General features: G+C 60.4%; 13 protein-coding genes. 10 read left to right on the top strand and 3 right to left on the bottom strand.

Annotated features, from left to right (window positions below; translation table 11 throughout):
- Positions 1 to 74: 74 nt before the first annotated feature.
- Positions 75 to 3,761, bottom strand: coding sequence for a hypothetical protein (locus tag G7048_RS23470; RefSeq protein ID WP_166070446.1), 3,687 nt, complete (start codon positions 3,759 to 3,761; stop codon positions 75 to 77).
- Between the two features lie 426 nt (positions 3,762 to 4,187).
- Here G7048_RS23470 and dusA point away from each other — a divergent pair, with 426 nt between their 5' ends.
- The 9 genes from dusA (at position 4,188) to prmB (ending at position 14,308) form a co-directional block, all read left to right on the top strand.
- A complete protein-coding gene (gene dusA, locus G7048_RS23465) occupies positions 4,188 to 5,180 on the top strand; it encodes a tRNA dihydrouridine(20/20a) synthase DusA (protein WP_371747714.1) in 993 nt (330 codons plus the stop codon).
- Positions 5,181 to 5,355: 175 nt separating this feature from the next.
- Complete coding sequence (locus G7048_RS23460; RefSeq protein ID WP_166070444.1) at positions 5,356 to 6,447, top strand: GTP pyrophosphokinase family protein; 1,092 nt, start codon at positions 5,356 to 5,358, stop codon at positions 6,445 to 6,447.
- Between the two features lie 350 nt (positions 6,448 to 6,797).
- Positions 6,798 to 8,105: a polyhydroxyalkanoate depolymerase gene (locus tag G7048_RS23455; protein WP_166070443.1), complete on the top strand. Its 1,308-nt coding sequence runs from the start codon at positions 6,798 to 6,800 to the stop codon at positions 8,103 to 8,105.
- A 31-nt stretch (positions 8,106 to 8,136) separates the two neighbouring features.
- A complete protein-coding gene (rsxB, locus tag G7048_RS23450) occupies positions 8,137 to 8,859 on the top strand; it encodes an electron transport complex subunit RsxB (protein WP_166070442.1) in 723 nt (240 codons plus the stop codon).
- Positions 8,860 to 8,917: 58 nt separating this feature from the next.
- Positions 8,918 to 10,120 carry a succinyldiaminopimelate transaminase gene (gene dapC / locus G7048_RS23445; RefSeq protein ID WP_166070441.1) on the top strand — a complete coding sequence of 401 codons (1,203 nt, stop codon included), beginning with the start codon at positions 8,918 to 8,920 and terminating at the stop codon, positions 10,118 to 10,120.
- Positions 10,121 to 10,129: 9 nt separating this feature from the next.
- Complete coding sequence (gene dapD, locus G7048_RS23440; RefSeq protein ID WP_166070440.1) at positions 10,130 to 10,963, top strand: 2,3,4,5-tetrahydropyridine-2,6-dicarboxylate N-succinyltransferase; 834 nt, start codon at positions 10,130 to 10,132, stop codon at positions 10,961 to 10,963.
- 71 nt (positions 10,964 to 11,034) lie between these two features.
- Positions 11,035 to 12,198, top strand: coding sequence for a PilT/PilU family type 4a pilus ATPase (locus G7048_RS23435; protein ID WP_166070439.1), 1,164 nt, complete (start codon positions 11,035 to 11,037; stop codon positions 12,196 to 12,198).
- A gap of 29 nt (positions 12,199 to 12,227) precedes the next feature.
- Positions 12,228 to 13,391, top strand: coding sequence for a succinyl-diaminopimelate desuccinylase (dapE, locus tag G7048_RS23430; protein WP_166070438.1), 1,164 nt, complete (start codon positions 12,228 to 12,230; stop codon positions 13,389 to 13,391).
- Positions 13,388 to 14,308: a 50S ribosomal protein L3 N(5)-glutamine methyltransferase gene (gene prmB / locus G7048_RS23425; protein ID WP_166070436.1), complete on the top strand. Its 921-nt coding sequence runs from the start codon at positions 13,388 to 13,390 to the stop codon at positions 14,306 to 14,308. The genes dapE and prmB overlap by 4 nt, the downstream gene beginning before the upstream one ends.
- 38 nt (positions 14,309 to 14,346) lie before the next feature.
- On the opposite strand, the gene G7048_RS23420 is transcribed toward prmB, so the two are convergent.
- On the bottom strand, positions 14,347 to 15,222 hold the full coding sequence (locus tag G7048_RS23420; protein ID WP_240933090.1) for a ferritin-like domain-containing protein: 876 nt from the start codon (positions 15,220 to 15,222) through the stop codon (positions 14,347 to 14,349).
- A gap of 281 nt (positions 15,223 to 15,503) precedes the next feature.
- Here G7048_RS23420 and G7048_RS23415 point away from each other — a divergent pair, with 281 nt between their 5' ends.
- Positions 15,504 to 17,543 (top strand): ABC-F family ATP-binding cassette domain-containing protein, encoded by a 2,040-nt coding sequence (locus tag G7048_RS23415; RefSeq protein ID WP_166070435.1) that lies wholly within the window; start codon positions 15,504 to 15,506, stop codon positions 17,541 to 17,543.
- Between the two features lie 1,028 nt (positions 17,544 to 18,571).
- Here G7048_RS23415 and phbB read toward each other — a convergent pair.
- The gene (gene phbB / locus G7048_RS23410) at positions 18,572 to 19,309 is read right to left on the bottom strand and encodes an acetoacetyl-CoA reductase (RefSeq protein ID WP_166070434.1); all 738 of its coding nucleotides are present in this window, start codon (positions 19,307 to 19,309) and stop codon (positions 18,572 to 18,574) included.
- Positions 19,310 to 19,425: the final 116 nt, after the last annotated feature.

The raw sequence follows: 19,425 nt of genomic DNA, 5'->3' as shown, positions 1-19,425 counted from the left end.
GACGCCCCCAACGCAAATCGAGCCACCTTCCGAAAGGAAAGTGGCTCGATTGCTTTGCGACTACAGCTTGTTGATCAGCGGCGTGACTTCAAGTGCTTGCGTCCCGCAAAACCCGCAATCGCCATCGCCAACACCATCAATGCGATGGGGTTGTCCACGGGCACGGGCGTTGCGGCTCCTCCCGGTGGTGTGGCCTTGGCCTGCACGGTGAAGGTCTGCGACTGCGGCGCGATGCCCGAGCCAGGGATGTCCACGGTCATCGTTGTCGTGCCCACAGGCAAATTGGCCGGTCCCGTTGCGCTGAAGGCGTTGCCCGCGACAGCAGCATTCACGACGGTGGTCGCCTTGGTCAGTGACTTTGCCGTGCCAGCCTTTGTGGCGGTGTCGAAAGTGATCGTCACCGTGCTGCCATCGGCCACGTTCGTGGTCGTGCCACTGACCACTGGGGCCGTACCTTCCGTCACTGTTCCAATCGCTGCGAGTGTCATCGTCGGCACAGCAACCACGGGTCCGCCCGTCTGGCGCAGCACGATGCTGTAGAGGCCCGCCGCAGCCGCGGGCTTGTTGATGTTGATCTGGTAGGACTTGCCGGCCTCCACGTTGAATGGCAGCGTATACAGATCCTGGCCTTGCGATGTTTGCGCCCCGACTCCGGCCACTTTCAGGTCAGGCACGAAGCTGCCCTTTCCGTCCATGGTGATGGTCACCTGACCCGAGGCAATCGCATTGAAGACAAACATGGGCTCCGGATTGCCGGAACTCTGCGCGAACCCGTAGTACCTCACATTGAGCGGCAGATTGACGCTGGTGCGCGAGAACGGAAGGGTCTGGCTCAGCTCATCCATCAACTCGACCCACTGCTGCTGTGCCTGAGCACTCTCGATCACGGTATAGGAGCCGCCTCCTGCAAGAATCGAGGCGATCACGCCATCCGGCTTCTCTGCCACCTTCGTGAGGAGCGGCTTTTCCCCATACAACTCACCGAGTGATCGGCTCGACTTGGTTGGATCCTTGATCGGTTGCAGGTGACCCATATGGGTCTGAATGCCCTTGGCGTTGGCGTCATCGATGGCTCGCTGCACCACGTTCCAGCCGGCATTGTTGTCCAGGTCAGAAAGCAGATAGATGCGCGGTTTGTTCAGGTCGGTATCCAGAGTGGCCGGTGCCGGGTACATGCCAAGCAGCATGGCCGCACTGGCGCGCACTGCGGCTGCGATATCCGTGTCGCCATAGGAATCGATGGCGTCGAAGACTTTGAGTTCGGCCAGCTTCGCGGGGTCGTAGAAATCAGACAGCACAGAGACCGAACTGTCGAAATCCATTGCCGCCACAGAGAGCCGTTTGCTGCCCTGGCTCACGCCAGCGAGCACCTCGGCGTTGCGCACACCCATCTTCGCCAGCATGGAGTGTGCGGCCTGGATACGCAAATTGCCACTATCGGTCTCGCGATTGCTGCCCGAGCTGTCGACGGCGATCACTGCGTACTTTCTGGGATCATCCAGCTTGATGGAAAACACCTCGGCATTGCCGTAGTAAGGCCCGGTCTTCACCGCGCCAGCACCGGAGCCCTCTCCAGAGGCCGTTCCCTTGACCATCAGCACCACCTTGTACTCCGACTGGGATGCGCTCTGTCGCAGAGCATTGACGATCTGCTGGACCTGCGCACGCGGCATCACATACTGATAGAGATTGCCGCTCGATGTGACATGCGCACCCAACTGCCCGGTCTTCAGCTTGAGCAGCAGTTTGTCCAGTGTTTCGTTGTAGAACAGCAGCTCGAACTCATCGAGGCCGGGCATGGTGCCAGTCTTGAGCTGCAACCAGCGCAGAATCACCGGGTCGCTGTCCAGATCACGTTTGGCGGGCGAGTCGATGTCGCGGAACGGATCTGCGATGTAGGTGGTGTTGAGGTGCGCCCCCATTCCGAACTCCGCTGTCACGGCACCGATCTGAATGGCCTTCTCCAGGTTTTGCTTTGACACCGCGCCGACGTTGTCGAGCGTGCCGATGGCCGAGCCCACATGCAGGCGATAGATCTGCGTGTAGAAGTCGCTGAAACCATCCAATGCCTTGCCGTTGATGGCGCTTTGCATGATCGAGCGGAAAGGAATGGAAATGTTTTCCTTGCAGTACTGGGTGCAGGTGGCGCGGCGATTGGCCTCTTCGCCAGCATCCGTCATGTCCCACATGAAGCGGGCCACGGCGGCTTCGCTGTCTTCGCCGTACACATTGGGAACGCCATACAACGCGGCGCTTGACTCCAGCGGCAAGGCTCCCACCTGCCCGCCAAGGTTGGCCCGGTGGAACACGTCATCACCGATGTAGGGCATCAGTGCGGCGTACTTGCTGCTCTTCCAGTAATGGGTGGCGTACCAGCTTGCAAACGACTCTTCCATCGCGAGGCGATTGGACATCTGCTTGTTGAGGTACGTCCCCGGATTGCCCCCTTCGTCGTATTGATTGCCGACCGTGTGGTTGCCGCCTCCGCTCAGAATGGAGTTGTTGGCGCGGCTGATGGCGTGGGCATATTCATGGGCAAGCACATCCCACATAAAGGATTGAACCGAGTCAACCGCGATGGCTTTTGTGTTTGGATCGTAAAACGCGCCATTGCTATCCATGGTCACATTCGTCCGCACCTCGGTCAGCACAGGCACGTTGCCCGCACCGACTGCCGTTGTTCCACGCGTCGCCAATTCATAGATCGCCTGAAATACCGACCACGACTGCGCATATCCCGACGAGTAGTCGGTCGGAGTGATATCCAGATCCGTGCGCTGGTCGAATCCCACCATGAGGGTCGCATTCGTCGACGTTACGCCGTTGCCCACTTTCACAACGAAGGTGGAATGCTCGCCCACGATCCAGACTCTGTACTGCAGGTTGTCGACCGGAGCCGTGAACTTGAACTGACCGTTCGCATCGAGTTGCCCGCTTGCAAACACTCCTTGTGTATAGGGGGACGAATCCGTCACGTCGGCCAGATTGGCGACGAGCACCCTGGCACCTTCCAGCGGCAAAAACTGCGTATAGCTTGCGTCCTTCGACCAGCGGATGCTGATCGTCACTTGCTCGTCCTTGGCCACTTTCGCAGCTTTGCGCAGCACCTTGGTTGGCGTGCTTGCGCGCGGAATCTCGTCAATGATCTGATCCGTTTCGGTTTTCCAGATCTGTTGGTACTGTTTCAGGTCTTCGGCGGAAAGCAGTTGTTCCATCGCACGCGGCCCAGACTCTTCGCCGGATGGCCTGCTGGCCTTGAGCCTGGTTTCGGTAGCGGCAGCCTTGCTTTTCAAGGCCTGAAGCTTGGTGTCGGCACGCAGTCGATATGCCGCCATGCTGCTCACGATGTTGCCGGCATCGCTGCTGTAGTAAACCCGGCCGTCTTTCAAGAGAATCCAGAAGTACAGCGAAGTCCTGAAACTGTTGGCCTGAAAATCTGCCCTGACTCGGTACATGCCTTCGCGGCTGAATTGCGGGCGCGCGCGCAACTCATGCTCCGCGTCCCGTGTGGAAAAGGTCCGGGGATCGAGGCGCAGACCCTGCAGATCGTCCATGCTGGAGGTCAGCACTTCGAACGTCACGCTACCCTCGGTGCTGCCCGAAAGGTGCACCAGATGCAACGGCAGCTCGAACTGCGCCTCAAGAACGCCCGGTTGCTCCAGTACATCCCGAACAACGGCACCAGGCAATTTCTGCACCGGCAACGTCGCATGGGCCTCGTTGCTCCCCAGACTCAAACCAAGGCCTAGACATAAAGCCATCAAAAGCCAAAACCACTGGCCCGTCCACGCACTGCGCCGCTTCAACATCTTGAATCCCCCTGTGTGATGCCGCCTCAACGCTCCACCTCTGTCCGTGAGGAATTCACGACGCATCAGTCGGCCCGTTGACGACACAGGAAAGTTAACAAGTCGTTGACATTATTCAAACCCTACCAAGGTAGGGAAATTGATAAAGAGTTTTACAAACACGCATGGACGCGAGCAAAGCCTTGCTCCAGCAAGCGCAAGCGTCCAGAGTGCACAATATCGCCCTTCTCCCAGAGGCAAACGGACCCGGAGGAAGCACGAATCCGGGTGCTTTCGGCGTTGATCGGGAGGCAGCCAGTGCTGCAAACAGCACTCCAATCCAGCATGAACACTGAAAAAAACACTCCGTCGAACCCAGCATCTTTCAGCCCTTGGCGCATGTCGGTCGCACCCATGATGGACTGGACCGACCGCCATTGTCGTCATCTACACCGCCTGCTGAGCCGCCATACCTTGCTCTATACCGAGATGGTGACGACCGGCGCTCTGGTGCATGGTGATGTGGAGCGTCATCTGCGTTTTGGTGAGGCCGAGCATCCCGTCGCGCTGCAGTTGGGCGGCAGCGAGCCTGCCGATCTGGCGCACAGTGCCAAGCTGGGCGAGCAATGGGGTTATGACGAGATCAATCTGAACTGCGGCTGCCCCAGCGAGCGCGTGCAGCGTGGCGCGTTTGGCGCCTGCCTGATGAACGAGCCGCAACTGGTGGCCGATTGCGTGAAGGCCATGGTGGACACGGTGTCCGTGCCGGTGACGGTCAAGCACCGCATTGGCATCGACAAGGTCGAGGAATACGGCTTTGTGCGCGACTTCGTGGGCCAGGTGGCGGATGCGGGTTGTACGGTGTTCATCGCCCATGCGCGCAATGCCTGGCTCAAGGGCCTGTCGCCCAAGGAAAACCGCGAGATTCCTCCGCTGCGTTATGACGTGGTGGCGCAGTTGAAGAAGGATTTTCCGCATCTGACGATTGCCATCAACGGTGGTTTCGTCGCGGATGCCTCCGTGCTGGAGCAACTCGACGTGGTGGACGGCGTGATGGTCGGCCGCGAGGCTTATCACAACCCGTGGTGGCTGGCGCGCTGGGACGAGCTGTTCTACGGCGATGCGCCGAACGATCTGACGCGCGAACTGGTCGAGGAGCGCATGGTGGATTACATGGAGTACGAAGCGGCCAAGTACGGCACGCATTGGTATTCGATCGCCCGCCATATGCTGGGTCTGCGCAACGGTCTGCCGGGTGCGCGGCGCTGGCGTCAGGTGTGGAGCGACCATCGCCTGAAGCATCTGCCTGCGCGTGAGGTGATGCAGATTGCGCGCACCAAGCCCGCAGCGGCGGCTGCGCAGGCTGAGTGGGCCGAAGTTCAAGGCCAGTAAGTCAAATTTGAGCGGCGATTGATTTATCGCTAGCTCAAGCGCATCATGCCTTTCAATAGAGGCTTTCTCCTACAGGCAATTGGCGGGCGGGTGTGTGGTTTGGAATAGCATCCCAGCACCGGCAAACCGCTGAAGCATCGCTCGCGGCACGCCTGATTTTCTGGATGTACTGCGCATGGCTTCCAACCTTCCCAAAAACGATCTGCCAGCGGAGGAACACGCGTTCCGCCAATACTACGCACAGGAGCTGCCTGTGCTGGAGCATGCCTGCGCGTTCTACATGGCGCTGCTGCAATCGGTGCTCTCCAAGGTCGAGGGCATTGAAATCTCCAAGGTCGAGGGCCGCGTCAAGGACCGTGAGGAATGCCTGCGCAAGTTCTCGCGCAAGTACCGCGTCACGCTGGAGGAAGCCGGGCTCGACTATGACATCCAGGACTACATCACCGATCTGATCGGCCTGCGCGTGGTCTGCCTGTATGAAGACGAACTGGAAAAGGTCGCCGAGATCGTTCGCCATTTTTTCGATGTGATCGACGTGACCGACAAGGTCAGCGCCGTGGAAAGCACGGAGGCCTCGTTCGGCTACAAGGGGCTGCACTTGGACCTGCGCCTCAACGCCGAGCAGGCCGCCCTGCCCGAGAACGCGGCCTACGCGCATATTCCGTTCGAGCTGCAGGTGCGCACCATCATTCAGGATTCCTGGAGCGTGCTGGATCACAAGATCAAGTACAAGAAGTCGATTCCTGCCGAACTCAAGCGCCGCATCAATGTGCTTTCGGCGCTGTTCGAGCTGGCCGACCGCGAATTCCGCCAGATTCGTGATGCGACCGACGCCGAACTGCTGCGCGCCGTGGACGAAACCGCCAATCTGGACGATTCGGACGAGGGCGACATCGCGCCGCAGTTGGTCACCATGGGCAGCGAGCTCAACGCTTTCACGTTTCTCAAGATCGCCCAGCATTTCTTCAAGGATTTCGAGTTCGACCCGCACAAGGTCGACATGTTCGTGGACGACGTGCGCGCTTGGGTACCCAGCATCACCCGCTCGCGCTTCAACGCGCTGATGCGTGAAAACATCGCCGTGGTCAAGCGCTACAAGCAGTTCTTCGACGAACAGAACCCCGGCGCCAGTTTCAATCCCTACACCGTGATCCGGCACTGCCTGTATCTGGGGGACAAGACCGTCTTCCGCCGCGCGCTGCGCAACAGCTCACGCGAGGCTTTCGAAGCCTGGCTGCTGATGAACGTGCCCGTGCAGAACCTCTGAGTTCATTGCGCTTCCCCACCGGCTGCTGACGGCTCGCCCGCATCGCGGCGGGATTTCGTGCGTCCATGTGAGTGGATCCTCGCTGTCAATTCCACGTAATCCAAGGGTGCGACACTTGATTCGCATCAATTTTCTACCAACCCCATGCGTGTTTATCGGGTTCTCCACGAAGAAAATTTATCGGATCGTGTCGTTTAATAACAAAAGTTTGCAATGTGTTTGTGTGTCAAACAAGAAATATCTCCTCTGAAAGCGTGTTGTCCCACAGCGTGTAGGTGATTCCACTCTCTGACAACTGCCCAAAACCCCTGTTATATTGCACTGCAACATTACTGAAAGTGGTCCCACTGATGCTCTACACCATTTACGAAGCACAGCGCTCTCTGATGGAGCCCTTTGCCGAACTCGCGCAAGTGGCCTCCAAAATGTTCAGCAACCCTCAAACACCCTTGAGTCAGACCACATTGGCCCAGCGCATGGCTGCCGGCTACGATCTGATGTATCGATTGGGCAAGGACTACGAAAAGCCGCAGTTCGGCATCGTCACCGTCAAGGTCGATGGCGTCGAAGTGGCGATTCACGAGCGCGTCGAAGTCGACAAGCCGTTCTGCGAGCTGCGCCGCTTCAAGCGTTTCTCCGACGATCCACCGACTCTGGCCACGCTCAAGACCCAGCCTGTGGTGCTGATCGTCGCGCCGCTGTCCGGCCACTACGCCACCCTGCTGCGCGACACGGTCAAGACCATGCTCAGCGGCCACAAGGTCTACATCACCGACTGGAAGAACGCCCGTCTGGTGCCCACGTCGCAAGGTGAGTTCCACCTCGACGACTATGTGAACTACGTGCAGGAATTCATCCGTCATCTGCAGTCCGTCTATGGCAACTGCCACGTGATGAGCGTCTGTCAGCCGACCGTTCCGGTGCTGGCCGCCATTTCGCTGATGGCCTCGCGCGGCGAGAAGACGCCTCTGACGATGACCATGATGGGCGGCCCGATCGATGCTCGCCGTTCGCCAACTGCCGTGAACAATCTGGCCACGCAGCACAACATCGAATGGTTCGAGAACAACGTGATCTACCGCGTTCCCGAGAAATTCCCCGGCTCCGGTCGCCGCGTCTACCCCGGCTTCATGCAGCACAGTGGCTTCGTGGCGATGAACCCCGACCGCCATGCCAAGAGCCACTACGACTACTTCAAGGATCTGGTGCGCGGTGACGACGCCAGCGCCGAGGCGCACCGCAAGTTCTACGACGAGTACAACGCCGTGCTCGACATGGACGCCGACTACTACCTCGAAACCATCGAGACGGTGTTCCAGAAGTACCGTCTGGTCGAAGGCACTTGGGACGTGAAGTCGCCCGAAGGCAACCTCGAGCGCGTGCGCCCACAGGACATCACGACCACGGCCCTGCTGACCGTCGAAGGCGAACTGGACGACATCTCCGGCTCCGGCCAGACCGAAGCCGCCCAGGACATCTGCTCCGGCATTCCGAAGGAAGACCGCTCGCACATGGAAGTCACGGGTGCCGGTCATTACGGCATCTTCAGTGGCCGCCGTTGGCGCGATCTGGTCTACCCACGCGTGCGTGAGTTCGTGCTGGCGCACCAACCAGCCGCTCAGGCAGTCGCCGCACCTGTCAAGCGTCAGGCAGCCTGATAGGTTGTTCAGAACCGGCGTAACATCGGGCATGCCCGAGCAGCACGCCCCTACGAACAAAATCACGTCAGTCAAGCCCACGGCCAACCCTCTCGACGGGTTGGCCGTTCTCATTGATGCCGCCCTGCCGCAGACGCAATGCACGCGCTGCGGCTATCCCGACTGCGCCTCCTACGCCCGTGCCATTGCCGCCAACGAAGCGGCCATCAACCAATGCCCGCCAGGCGGCGAGGAAGGCGTGGCGCGGCTGGCCGCCATCACCGGCCAACCTGCCACCGCGCTCAACCCCGAAAACGGCTACGAAGGCCCGCTCACGCTCGCCGTGATCGACGAGAACTGGTGCATCGGCTGCACGCTGTGCATCAAGGCCTGCCCGACCGACGCCATCGTCGGCGCGAACAAGCGCATGCACACCGTGATTGCCGAACACTGCACGGGATGCGAGCTGTGCATTCCCGTCTGCCCGGTCGATTGCATTTCGCTCGACAACATCAGCGGATCGCAAACCGGCTGGGCTGCCTGGAGTGACGGTTTGGCAGAACATGCCCGAAAGCGCTACACCCGCCATCTGGCACGCGAGCGGCATACGCCCGCGGTGGCTGCGAACGCCAAAGCTGCTGCCGTCGCTGCAGAATCGCTGACCGCCGTTGCTGCCCCAGTGGCCGCTGCAGAAGCTGTCGATCCGAAAAAAGCCATGATCGCGGCGGCCATGGCGCGCGCCCGCGCCAAGCGAGGCGAAGGCGGGCAAGGCTGAAACGCCTGATTTCATTGCGAGTGCCGTGGGCGCTTGCGCATCCACCATAATTGCACCCATGAATCCCCTGCTCTCACTTTTGCAGCCGTATCCGTTTGAGCGCCTGCGCCAACTTTTTGCGGGGGTCACGCCCGCGCCTGAATACCGAGCCATCAGTCTGGGTATCGGTGAACCCAAACATCCCACGCCGCAACTCATCAAGGACGCTCTGGCAGCCAACTTCGACGGCTTGGCCGCCTATCCCGCGACCGCTGGCGACATCAAACTGCGCGAAGCCTGCGCGGCCTGGATGGATCGCCGTTATGGCGTGAAGGTCAATCCTGCCAACCAGATTCTCCCCGTGAACGGCTCACGCGAGGCGCTGTTTTCCTTCGCGCAGACCGTGATCGACCCAAGCCAACCCGGCGCAACCGTCGTCAGCCCGAACCCGTTCTATCAGATCTACGAAGGTGCGGCCCTGCTCTCCGGCGCCACGCCCTACTTCGCGCCCAGCGTGGCCGAGCGCAATTTCGCCGTGGACTGGGATTCCGTGCCCGCCGACGTCTGGCAGCGCACGCAACTGATCTTCGTCTGCTCGCCCGGCAACCCGACCGGCGCGGTGATGCCGCTGTCCGAGTGGGAAAAGCTGTTCGCGCTGTCCGACAAGTACGGTTTCGTGATCGCCTCGGACGAGTGCTACAGCGAAATCTACTTCCGTGACGAGGCGCCTCTGGGCGGCCTCGAAGCCGCCACCAAGCTGGGCCGCACCGACTTCAAGCGCCTGATGATGTTCACCAGCCTGTCCAAGCGCAGCAATGTGCCGGGCATGCGCAGCGGCTTTGTCGCGGGCGATGCGGAACTGATCAAGTCCTTCCTGCTGTATCGCACCTACCACGGCGGCGCAATGAGCCCGACCATCCAGCAGGCCAGCATCGCAGCGTGGAACGACGAGCAGCATGTGATCGAAAACCGCGCGCTGTACCGCCAGAAGTTCGCCGAAATTACCCCGATGCTCTCGAAGGTGATGGATGTGGCACTACCCGATGCGAGCTTCTATCTGTGGGCCAAAGTGCCGGATTCGCTGGGAATGAGCGACACCGAGTTCGCGAAAGCCCTTCTGGCTCAATACAATGTGACCGTTCTGCCCGGAAGCTATCTGGCCCGCGAGACAAACGGCATCAACCCCGGCGCGCAACGCGTGCGCATGGCGCTGGTGGCCGAAACTGCGGAATGCCGTGAAGCGGCCGAACGCATCGTCCAGTTCATTCAATCGAGAACCTGAAGTAAATCCATGACTCAACAACTGCAAACCATCATCGACAACGCCTGGGAAAACCGCGCCAGCATGTCCCCCGCCGCCGCTCCCAAGGAAGTGGTTGATGCGGTTGAGCACGTCATTGCCGAACTCAACACCGGCAAGCTGCGTGTGGCCACCCGTGAAGGCGTGGGCCAGTGGACCGTGCACCAGTGGATCAAGAAGGCCGTGCTGCTGTCGTTCCGCCTGAAGGACAACGTGCTGATGCGCTCGGGCGACCTGAACTTCTTCGACAAGGTGCCCACCAAGTTCGAAGGCATGTCCGAAGCCGAAATCGCCGCCACCGGCGTGCGCGTGGTGCCTCCAGCCGTGGCGCGTCGCGGCAGCTTCGTGGCCAAGGGCGCGATCCTGATGCCTTCCTACGTGAACATCGGCGCCTATGTGGACGAAGGCACCATGATCGACACCTGGGCCACCGTCGGCTCCTGCGCTCAAGTGGGCAAGAACGTTCACCTCTCCGGTGGCGTGGGCCTGGGCGGCGTGCTGGAACCCCTGCAAGCCAACCCCACCATCATCGAAGACAACTGCTTCATCGGCGCGCGCTCCGAAGTGGTGGAAGGCGTGATCGTCGAAGAAAACTCCGTGCTGGGCATGGGCGTGTACATCGGCAAGAGCACCCCGATCTTCAACCGCGACACTGGCGAGACCCTCTTCGGCCGCGTGCCATCGGGCTCCGTGGTGATCAGCGGCAACCTGCCCAAGAAGACAGCCGGTGGCAAGGACTACAGCACCTACGCAGCCATCATCGTGAAGACGGTGGACGCCAAGACCCGTTCGAGCACCAGCCTCAACGACCTGCTGCGCGACTGATCGCCAGCATTCAGCCGGTGTCGGCCCATGCATGACACCGGCCATTCAAAAGCACTCGGGGGAGATTATTCATGAGCACGATGGAAAGAATTCTGCGCCTCATGGCGGAGAAGAAGGCATCTGATGTGTACCTGTCGGCCCATGCGCCGGCACTCATCAAAATTGACGGCGAATGCGTGCCGATCAACAGCCAGATTCTTCCGCCCGAAGCGCCTCTCAATCTGCTCGCTGAAATCGTTGAACCCCACCGCATCGAAGAGCTGCAGGAAACGGGCGAGCTCAACATGGGCGTGCCGCTGGTCGGCGTGGGCCGTTTCCGCGTGAGCGCCATGCGCCAGCGCGGCAGCTACGCCGTGGTGATCCGCTTCATCCCGAGCGACATTCCGGCCCTCGGCTCGCTGAGCCTGCCCGACGTGCTCTCCGATCTCATCATGGAAAAGCGCGGGCTGATCCTGGTCGTCGGCGCCACCGGCTCCGGCAAGAGCACGACACTCGCCTCGATGATCGACTACCGCAATGGCCAACAGACCGGCCACGTGCTCACCGTCGAAGACCCGGTCGAATACCAGTTCACCAACAAGCGCTCGATCATCAACCAGCGCGAGATCGGTGCCGACACCAATACGCTGCAGACTGCGCTCAAGAACGCGCTGCGCCAAGCGCCCGACGTGATCCTGATCGGCGAAATTCGCGATCGCGAAACCATGTCCGCCGCAATTGCCTACGCGCAGTCCGGTCACCTCTGCCTTGCCACGCTGCACGGCAACAACAGCTACCACGCGCTCAACCGGATTCTGTCGTTCTACCCGGTCGAAGTGCGTCCCACCATGCTGGGCGACCTCGCCTCGGCCATGAAGGCCATCATCTCGCAGCGCCTCGTGCGCACCCCGCAAGGCGCGCGCCTGCCGGCCGTTGAAGTGATGCTCAACACCAAGCTGGTGGCCGACCTGATCGAAAAAGGCGACTTCTCCGGCGTGCGTGAGGCGATGGAAAAATCCATGGCCGAAGGCTCGCAGACCTTCGAAGAAGCGCTGGCCCACCTGATCATGGAAAACAAGATCGACCGCAAGGAAGGTCTGTCCCACGCCGATTCCCCCACCAACTTGCTGTGGCGTCTGCAAAACGACTTTGCGCTGGCCTCCAAGGCGGCTCAGGCCCAGACCGAGGCGCACCAGCGCATCGACGACGACCAGCCGTCATTTACCGAAATTGTGCTTGACGTGCGACCGCAGTGAAGCACACCGTTTGAAATTCCGCTCCTCCCATGTCACCCACCCTGCTTCTGACCGAACAGCTCATCAGCCGTCCCTCCGTGACGCCCAACGATGAGGGCTGTCTGGAACTGCTGGCCGAACGCCTCGCGCCGCTTGGCTTTGTCTGCGAGCGCCTCGACAGCGGCCCCGCCGATTTCCGAGTCAGCAACCTGTGGGCCAAGCGCACGTCGGCCTCTGCCGATGCGCGCACCTTGGTCTTCGCCGGTCACACCGACGTGGTGCCGACCGGCCCGGTCGAGCAATGGAGCAGCCCGCCCTTCACGCCCACGCACCGCAACGGTCGCCTGTACGGACGTGGCGCAAGCGACATGAAGGCATCCATCGCCGCTTTCGTGGTGGCGGTGGAGGAATTTCTGGCCCAGCACAGCAACCCGGACATCCACATCGCTTTCCTGCTGACCAGCGATGAGGAAGGCCCTTCCATCGACGGCACCAAGGTGGTGGTCGAGCGTCTGCGCGAACGCGCCGAGCCGCTGGAATGGTGCATCGTGGGCGAGCCCACCTCGGTGCAGAAGACCGGCGACATGATCAAGAACGGTCGCCGCGGCACGCTGTCGGGCAAGCTCACCGTGCGCGGTGTGCAAGGCCACATCGCCTACCCGCAACTGGCGCGCAATCCCATCCACCAGGCCGTTCCGGCACTCGCCGAACTCGCGGCCACCGAATGGGATCGCGGCAACGAATTCTTTCCGCCGACGAGCTGGCAGATGAGCAACATCCACGGCGGCACGGGCGCGACCAACGTGATTCCCGGCTCGGTGGTGATCGACTTCAATTTCCGCTTCAGCACCGAATCCACGGCCGAGCAGCTCAAGAAACGCGTTCACACCGTGCTGGACCGCCACGGTCTCGAATACGACCTGACCTGGACGCTCGGCGGACAGCCTTTCCTCACGACGCCCGGCGAGCTGGTTCGTGCCGTGCAGGCTTCCATCAAGGAAGTCGCAGGCATCGACACCGAACTCTCGACGACCGGCGGCACCAGCGACGGCCGCTTCATCTCGCAGATCTGCAAGCAGGTCATCGAACTCGGCCCGCCCAACGCCACCATCCACAAGATCGACGAGCACATCGCGCTGGCTGATGTGGAGCCGCTCACCAACATCTACCGCCGCACGCTGGAATTGCTCAACGCAGGAGCCTTCAAGGCATGAGCGGCGCAGCATCCACCGTCGGTGAAGTCATCCACAACGCGGCCAAGCAGCTCGAAGACGCTGGCGTGGCCTACGGTCACGGCACGACCAACGCCTATGACGAAGCGGCCTGGCTGGTGCTCTGGCAACTGGGCCTGCCCATCGACAGCCTGCTGGCCGAGGATGAGCCCGAAAGCGTTGATCGCAACCCGCTTTCGCCCGAGCAGCAAGCGCAGATCGACAAGCTGATCCAACAGCGCATCGTCACCCGCAAGCCCGCAGCCTATCTCACGCGCGAAGCGTGGCTGCAAGGCGTGCCGTTCTACATCGACGAGCGCTCCATTGTTCCGCGCAGCTTCATTGCCGAGCTGCTGGTCGACGGCAGCATCGACGAATGGCTGAGCGACCAGACACACAAGGTGCTCGATCTGTGCACCGGCAATGGCAGTCTCGCCTGCCTTGCCGCCATGACCTATCCCGATGTGGCGGTGACTGGCGCGGACATCTCTGCCGACGCCCTCGCCGTGGCCCGCATCAACGTGGACAAGCATGGTCTGCAGCAGCGCGTGCAACTGGTGCAAAGCGACGGGATGAGCCTGCTCGAAGGCGGCTGGGACCTCGTGCTCTGCAACCCGCCCTACGTGAATGCGGACAGCATGAACAAGCTGCCAGACGAATACCGCGCCGAGCCCGAACTGGCGCTCGCCGGTGGCACGGATGGGATGGACTTTGTGCGCGATCTGTTCAAGAGCCTGCCGCCCAAGCTCAACCAGAACGCGGTGCTCGTGCTCGAAATCGGCAATGAAAAGCCGTTCTTCGAAGCCGCATTCCCCACCCTGCCCGTGTTCTGGATGACCACCACGTCAGGTGACGAGCAAGTGCTGCTGATCACGCAGCAAGCGCTGTCGGAATGGCATGCAGAACAGGCTCAGGCCTGAACTGAACTGAACCATCAGCGCGACACGTCAAGGGCGCGTCAAGCTGCCATCAACCGCGTCGCGAACTTCGAAATCGGTGAATAGAGACAGCTCTCCAGCCGCTGCGGCAACAGCAGCGGCTTGAGCAGCATGCGCACGGCCAGATCCGCTGGCAATTGTGTGCTGACCAACTGGTAAACGCGCTGCGCGATGTCGGCAAACTGCCTGCCGCTGTCCGCAAAATACCGGCCCCGGTGCGCGAACACATGGCGCAGCGCCACGTCCGAATCGCTCTCGCGCAGCTCCTTCAAACGCGCATACAACGCGCCCGCAATGCGCGTGCGGCTCACCGGCGACTGTTCCTGCAACTGCTTGAAGTACTTGAGAAAATGCTTGAAGTGGTTCACCTCGTCGTTGCGGATATGGCCCAGCAACTGGCGCAGAACCGGCTCGTCGCTCATCTCTCTGAGCGTGTGGTAGTAAGCCGTGGTACCCGTTTCGACCACGCAGCGCGCCACCATTTCCAGATGCCGGTCGGCGTTCAACTCTTCCACCGTGCAGAGTTTGGAATACTCGCCGAAGAAACTGTCGTAGGCCTGCTGCCAACTGAATTGCGGCCAGACTGCCTCGACATAGCGTCGCAGCGCCGCGCCATGCTGCAGTTCTTCGGCCTCCCAGCGCTCCCGCAACCAGCCGGCAATCTCGGGATAGTCGCTGTAATGCTCGGCCAGATTGGCGGCATAGGTGTCCGAGCCGGTCTCGACAAACGACGCGCTCATCAACAGATAAAACAGATCTTCGTTGTCCGCAATGGCCTCGTGCTGGATCTGATCGAAGGCGATGTCGTCCAACTGCCAATGTCCAGCCGCGCGGGCAGAGCCGCCGGACAGGCCGCCGGTGGACGCAAAAGATATGTGGTTTTGAAAATGCTGCATGGAGACCTGGTTGAGATCCGTGAGCTGTGCGTGCTGCCCAAGACAGTTCGCCCTATCAGGAATCGAAAAGGAATTGCCTACGACTTGCAGGCAAAGCGACAATTCATCTTGATGACAATTGGTGGACGGCTCTGTCAGCCTAAGCCGACAAATGGGTTGACAGAAAACACTTGCAACACATTCGTCTACGCAGTTAACAGCTTTCGGAATCGCAGCATCCAGTCGCCAAACAGGCCTTCGGGCGAACCGGTTGTCCAATCACTGGGATAATCGCGTCATCCATGATCACCCTTCGCAATGTCACTCTGCGCCGCAGCGCGCGCGTGCTGCTGGACAGCACCTCCGTCACCATCAACCCCGGCGAGAAAGTCGGCCTTGTCGGGCGCAATGGCGCAGGCAAGTCCACCTTGTTTGCCCTGCTCAACGGCAGCCTGCATGAAGATGCGGGCGAGTTCTACATGCCCGCTCAATGGCGCATGGCGCAGGTCGAGCAGAACATGCCGGAAACGTCTGAAACGGCGACGGCCTTCGTGCTCGATGGCGATTCGCGCCTGAGCGAGCTCAACGCCGCCCTGCTCAAGGCAGAAGACTCCGGTGACGGCATGGCCATTGCGCATGCCCACTCCGATCTGGCCGATGCGGGCGTGCACGATGCCACGCCGCGCGCGCAGGCGCTGATTCTGGGCCTCGGCTTTCAGGCGCACGAGCTAGAAAAGCCCGTCAACAGCTTCTCGGGCGGCTGGCGCATGCGCCTGCAACTGGCCCGCGCGCTGATGTGCCCGAGCGACATCCTGCTTCTCGACGAACCCACCAATCACTTGGACCTGGACGCCCTCGTCTGGCTCGAAGCCTGGCTCAAGCGCTACGCAGGCACGCTCATCGTCATCAGCCATGACCGGGAATTCCTCGATGCCGTGACCGAAGTGACGCTGCAGATCGAGCACGCCAAGGTCAACCGCTACGGTGGCAACTACAGCAAGTTCGAGGAACTGCGCGCCCAGCAGCTCGTGCTGCAGCAATCAGCCTTCGCGCGCCAGCAGGACAAGATGGCGCATCTGCAGAAATTCATCGATCGCTTCAAGGCCAAGGCGTCCAAGGCCAAGCAGGCCCAGAGCCGGGTCAAGGCGCTGGAACGCATGGAGAAGATTGCGCCTGTGCTCGCCGCCGCAGATTTCAATTTCGAGTTCAAGGAACCCGCCAATCTGCCCAATCCGATGCTGGCGATCACCGACGCGAGCTTCGGCTACCGCGCGGAAGACGGCTCCGAAACCACCATTCTGCGCAACGTGAATCGCTCGGTGCTGGCCGGTCAGCGCATTGGCATTCTGGGTGCGAACGGTCAGGGCAAATCGACGCTGGTGAAGACCATCGCGCGCGAAATGCCGCAGATCGACGGCACCATCACAGAAGGCAAGGGCCTGAACATCGGCTACTTCGCGCAGCAGGAACTCGACGTGCTGCGCCCCGATGATTCGCCGCTGATGCACATGATCCGCCTGGCCAAGGAACTGGGGCCGAACTCCAAGGAGCCCTCCCGCGAGCAGGATCTGCGCAACTACCTGGGCAGCTTCAACTTCAACGGCGACATGGTCAGCCAGGCCGTCGGCACCATGAGCGGCGGCGAAAAGGCGCGTCTCGTGCTGGCGATGATCGTCTGGCAACGCCCCAACCTGCTGCTGCTGGACGAGCCAACCAATCACCTGGACTTGGCCACGCGCGAAGCGCTGTCCATGGCTCTCAACAGCTTCGAAGGCACCGTCATGCTGGTCAGCCACGATCGTGCCCTGCTGCGCGCCGTGTGTGACGACTTCTGGCTGGTCGGTCGCGGCAAGATCGAGCCGTTCGACGGCGATCTGGACGACTACCAGCGCTACCTGCTCGACGAATCCAAGCGCCTGCGCGAGCAAGCCAAGCAGACGCAGGCCCAGAACGCGCAACAGGCTCAGGCCGTGGTGGAAGCACCGCCAGTCGTCATCGTCGAAGAAACGACACTGCCCGAGCCCGTGGCAAACAGCGCCAGCACGGTGGACCCGCGCGAGCAACGGCGTCTGGCAGCTCACGCCCGTCAGCTCATTGCGGACAAGGTCAAACCGTTCAAGAAGGAGCTTGACCAGATCGACAAGCGTCTGCCACAGTTGTCGGCCGAGCGTGCGACGCTGGAGGCCAAACTGTCCACTCCCGCGCTTTCCGGTGCGGACATCGCCGAGGCGGGCAAACAGCTGAAGACAGTGACGGACTCCATCGAAAAGCTGGAAGAGCGCTGGCTGGAGCTATCGGGGCAGATCGAATCGATTCAGCAAGAAATGGGTGTAGCCGCCTGAGGACAGCCAACTATTTTTGAGAAATTGCGCTGCATCTCTTCAGAAATGACATCCACTTGATTTCTCAAGTTTTTGTTTTTATTGAAGAAAAGTGTTTTCTGGACACTGCAGATTGAAGTGCAAAAAACTTTGAAATTGTTGTCAACGCAATCCTCCTGAGGCACGTTGAATACTCATCTAAGGAGTTTTCTCAAAATGACCTTCACCGCTATCCTCGCTGCCTGGCCCGATGACGAACGCGATCGCAAGCGCGCTCCCGCCCGCTTCTGAGAGTGTTCTGAAGAGCCCGCTGGAGCTCATCAAGATTTCCAGCCGAGACGAATTCAGACACGCAGCGGGACGAGCCGAAAGCCGTTCAGTACCGCTCAAGCCCTTCCCAACAAACCCCGCCTTGCGGGGTTTTTGTTTTTCCGAAGCGGCTTCTCGTGCTTGGTGTTCAGTCTTGCGCGGGGTGGATGGAAGGCTCATGACGTCGCTCACTGCGAAGCCCCAGCACGGCTGTGAATGTTTCGAGCGCATTGAAAATGTAAGGCCTCAACAGCCATCCACCGCGCCTTTCCATTTGATGAATCGATTGAATAATCATTCATAACTCACTGTCATAAAAGAAAAAATTACGGATTGATAGTACACCCAAGCGAACTGGTGTAAACCCTTGGTAAATTTGCATTTCCTTTCGAGCAGGTGTCAACGCTCGCCGGCCGGCCCGCGTTGAACAAGCACAAAGGAGTTATCGTATGAACACCATCGCTATCCTCGCTGCCTGGCCCGACGACGAACGTGATCGCAAGCGCGCTCCAGCCCGTTTCTGAGCGCCTGAACCCGAAGCCGGATGTTTCCTCATCCGAGATGACCGGCCGAAGTTCTCCAGCGTAGCGGGCTTGGCTTCAGGCCTTTCGTCCCCTCCCCCATGCAGATCGCTCATTCCCCGTGGGTGATCTGCCAACAAAAAACCCCGCCTAGGCGGGGTTTGGCTTTTCTGGCCTGCTGCTTGAAAGCTTGCAAGGCCAGAGGAAAGCGGGGCTCGATCAGTGCATGTGCAGGCCGCCGTTGACCGAGAAGTCAGCGCCGGTAGCGTAGCCGCCTTCGGTCGACGCCAGCCAGGCAATGATCGATGCGATTTCGCTGGGCTCGCCCAGACGCTTCACAGGCACGGAGCCCACGATCTTTTCCAGCACTTCGGGGCGAATGGCCTTGACCATGTCGGTGCCGATGTAGCCAGGGCTCACGGTGTTGACCGTCACGCCCTTGTTGGCCAGCTCTTGCGCCAGCGCCATCGAGAAGCCGTGCATGCCGGCCTTGGCTGCGGAGTAGTTGGTTTGACCCGCCTGACCCTTTGCGCCGTTGACCGAGCTGATGTTGACGATGCGGCCCCAGCCCTTTTCGACCATGTCGCTCACGACCTGCTTGGTCACGTTGAACATGGAGTTCAGGTTGGTTTCGATCACGGCATCCCAGTCTTCGCGGGACATCTTGACGAACATGCGGTCACGTGTGATGCCCGCGTTGTTCACCAGCACGTCGATGGTGCCGTGCTCGGCCTTGGCCTTGGCGAAGGCTTCGACCGTGGAATCCCAGTCGCCGACATTGCCGACGGATGCATAGAAGGTGAAACCGAGGGCTTTCTGTTCCGCAAGCCACTTTGCATGGTCACGGGTAGGACCGCAACCTGCGATCACTTTGAACCCTTCCTTATGCAAACGCTGGCAAATCGCGGTACCAATGCCGCCCATCCCCCCTGTGACGTACGCTACTTTTTGACTCACGCCTATCTCCTGTTAATGATGATTGGATCCGGATTTCACTCTAGCGAAGAATTTTCCGAGCTGACTTCAGGAAAACACTGGATGCAACGATTTCTCACAATTTAATGGACCGAATG

Origin of the sequence: Diaphorobacter sp. HDW4B (genome assembly GCF_011305535.1) — a bacterium.
Taxonomy (GTDB): Bacteria; Pseudomonadota; Gammaproteobacteria; order Burkholderiales; family Burkholderiaceae_C; genus Diaphorobacter_A.
This window is presented reverse-complemented; position numbering and strand designations above follow the sequence as displayed.

Excerpts from the sequence above, each read along its gene's own strand:
- G7048_RS23420 (WP_240933090.1), bottom strand. The coding sequence starts at position 15,222 with ATGCAGCATTTTCAAAACCACATATCTTTTGCGTCCACCGGCGGCCTG.
- G7048_RS23415 (WP_166070435.1), top strand. The coding sequence starts at position 15,504 with ATGATCACCCTTCGCAATGTCACTCTGCGCCGCAGCGCGCGCGTGCTG.
- dapC (WP_166070441.1), top strand. The coding sequence starts at position 8,918 with ATGAATCCCCTGCTCTCACTTTTGCAGCCGTATCCGTTTGAGCGCCTG.
- G7048_RS23470 (WP_166070446.1), bottom strand. The coding sequence starts at position 3,761 with ATGGCTTTATGTCTAGGCCTTGGTTTGAGTCTGGGGAGCAACGAGGCC.
- dapD (WP_166070440.1), top strand. The coding sequence starts at position 10,130 with ATGACTCAACAACTGCAAACCATCATCGACAACGCCTGGGAAAACCGC.
- rsxB (WP_166070442.1), top strand. The coding sequence starts at position 8,137 with ATGCCCGAGCAGCACGCCCCTACGAACAAAATCACGTCAGTCAAGCCC.
- prmB (WP_166070436.1), top strand. The coding sequence starts at position 13,388 with ATGAGCGGCGCAGCATCCACCGTCGGTGAAGTCATCCACAACGCGGCC.
- dapE (WP_166070438.1), top strand. The coding sequence starts at position 12,228 with ATGTCACCCACCCTGCTTCTGACCGAACAGCTCATCAGCCGTCCCTCC.
- dusA (WP_371747714.1), top strand. The coding sequence starts at position 4,188 with ATGTCGGTCGCACCCATGATGGACTGGACCGACCGCCATTGTCGTCAT.
- G7048_RS23455 (WP_166070443.1), top strand. The coding sequence starts at position 6,798 with ATGCTCTACACCATTTACGAAGCACAGCGCTCTCTGATGGAGCCCTTT.
- G7048_RS23435 (WP_166070439.1), top strand. The coding sequence starts at position 11,035 with ATGAGCACGATGGAAAGAATTCTGCGCCTCATGGCGGAGAAGAAGGCA.
- G7048_RS23460 (WP_166070444.1), top strand. The coding sequence starts at position 5,356 with ATGGCTTCCAACCTTCCCAAAAACGATCTGCCAGCGGAGGAACACGCG.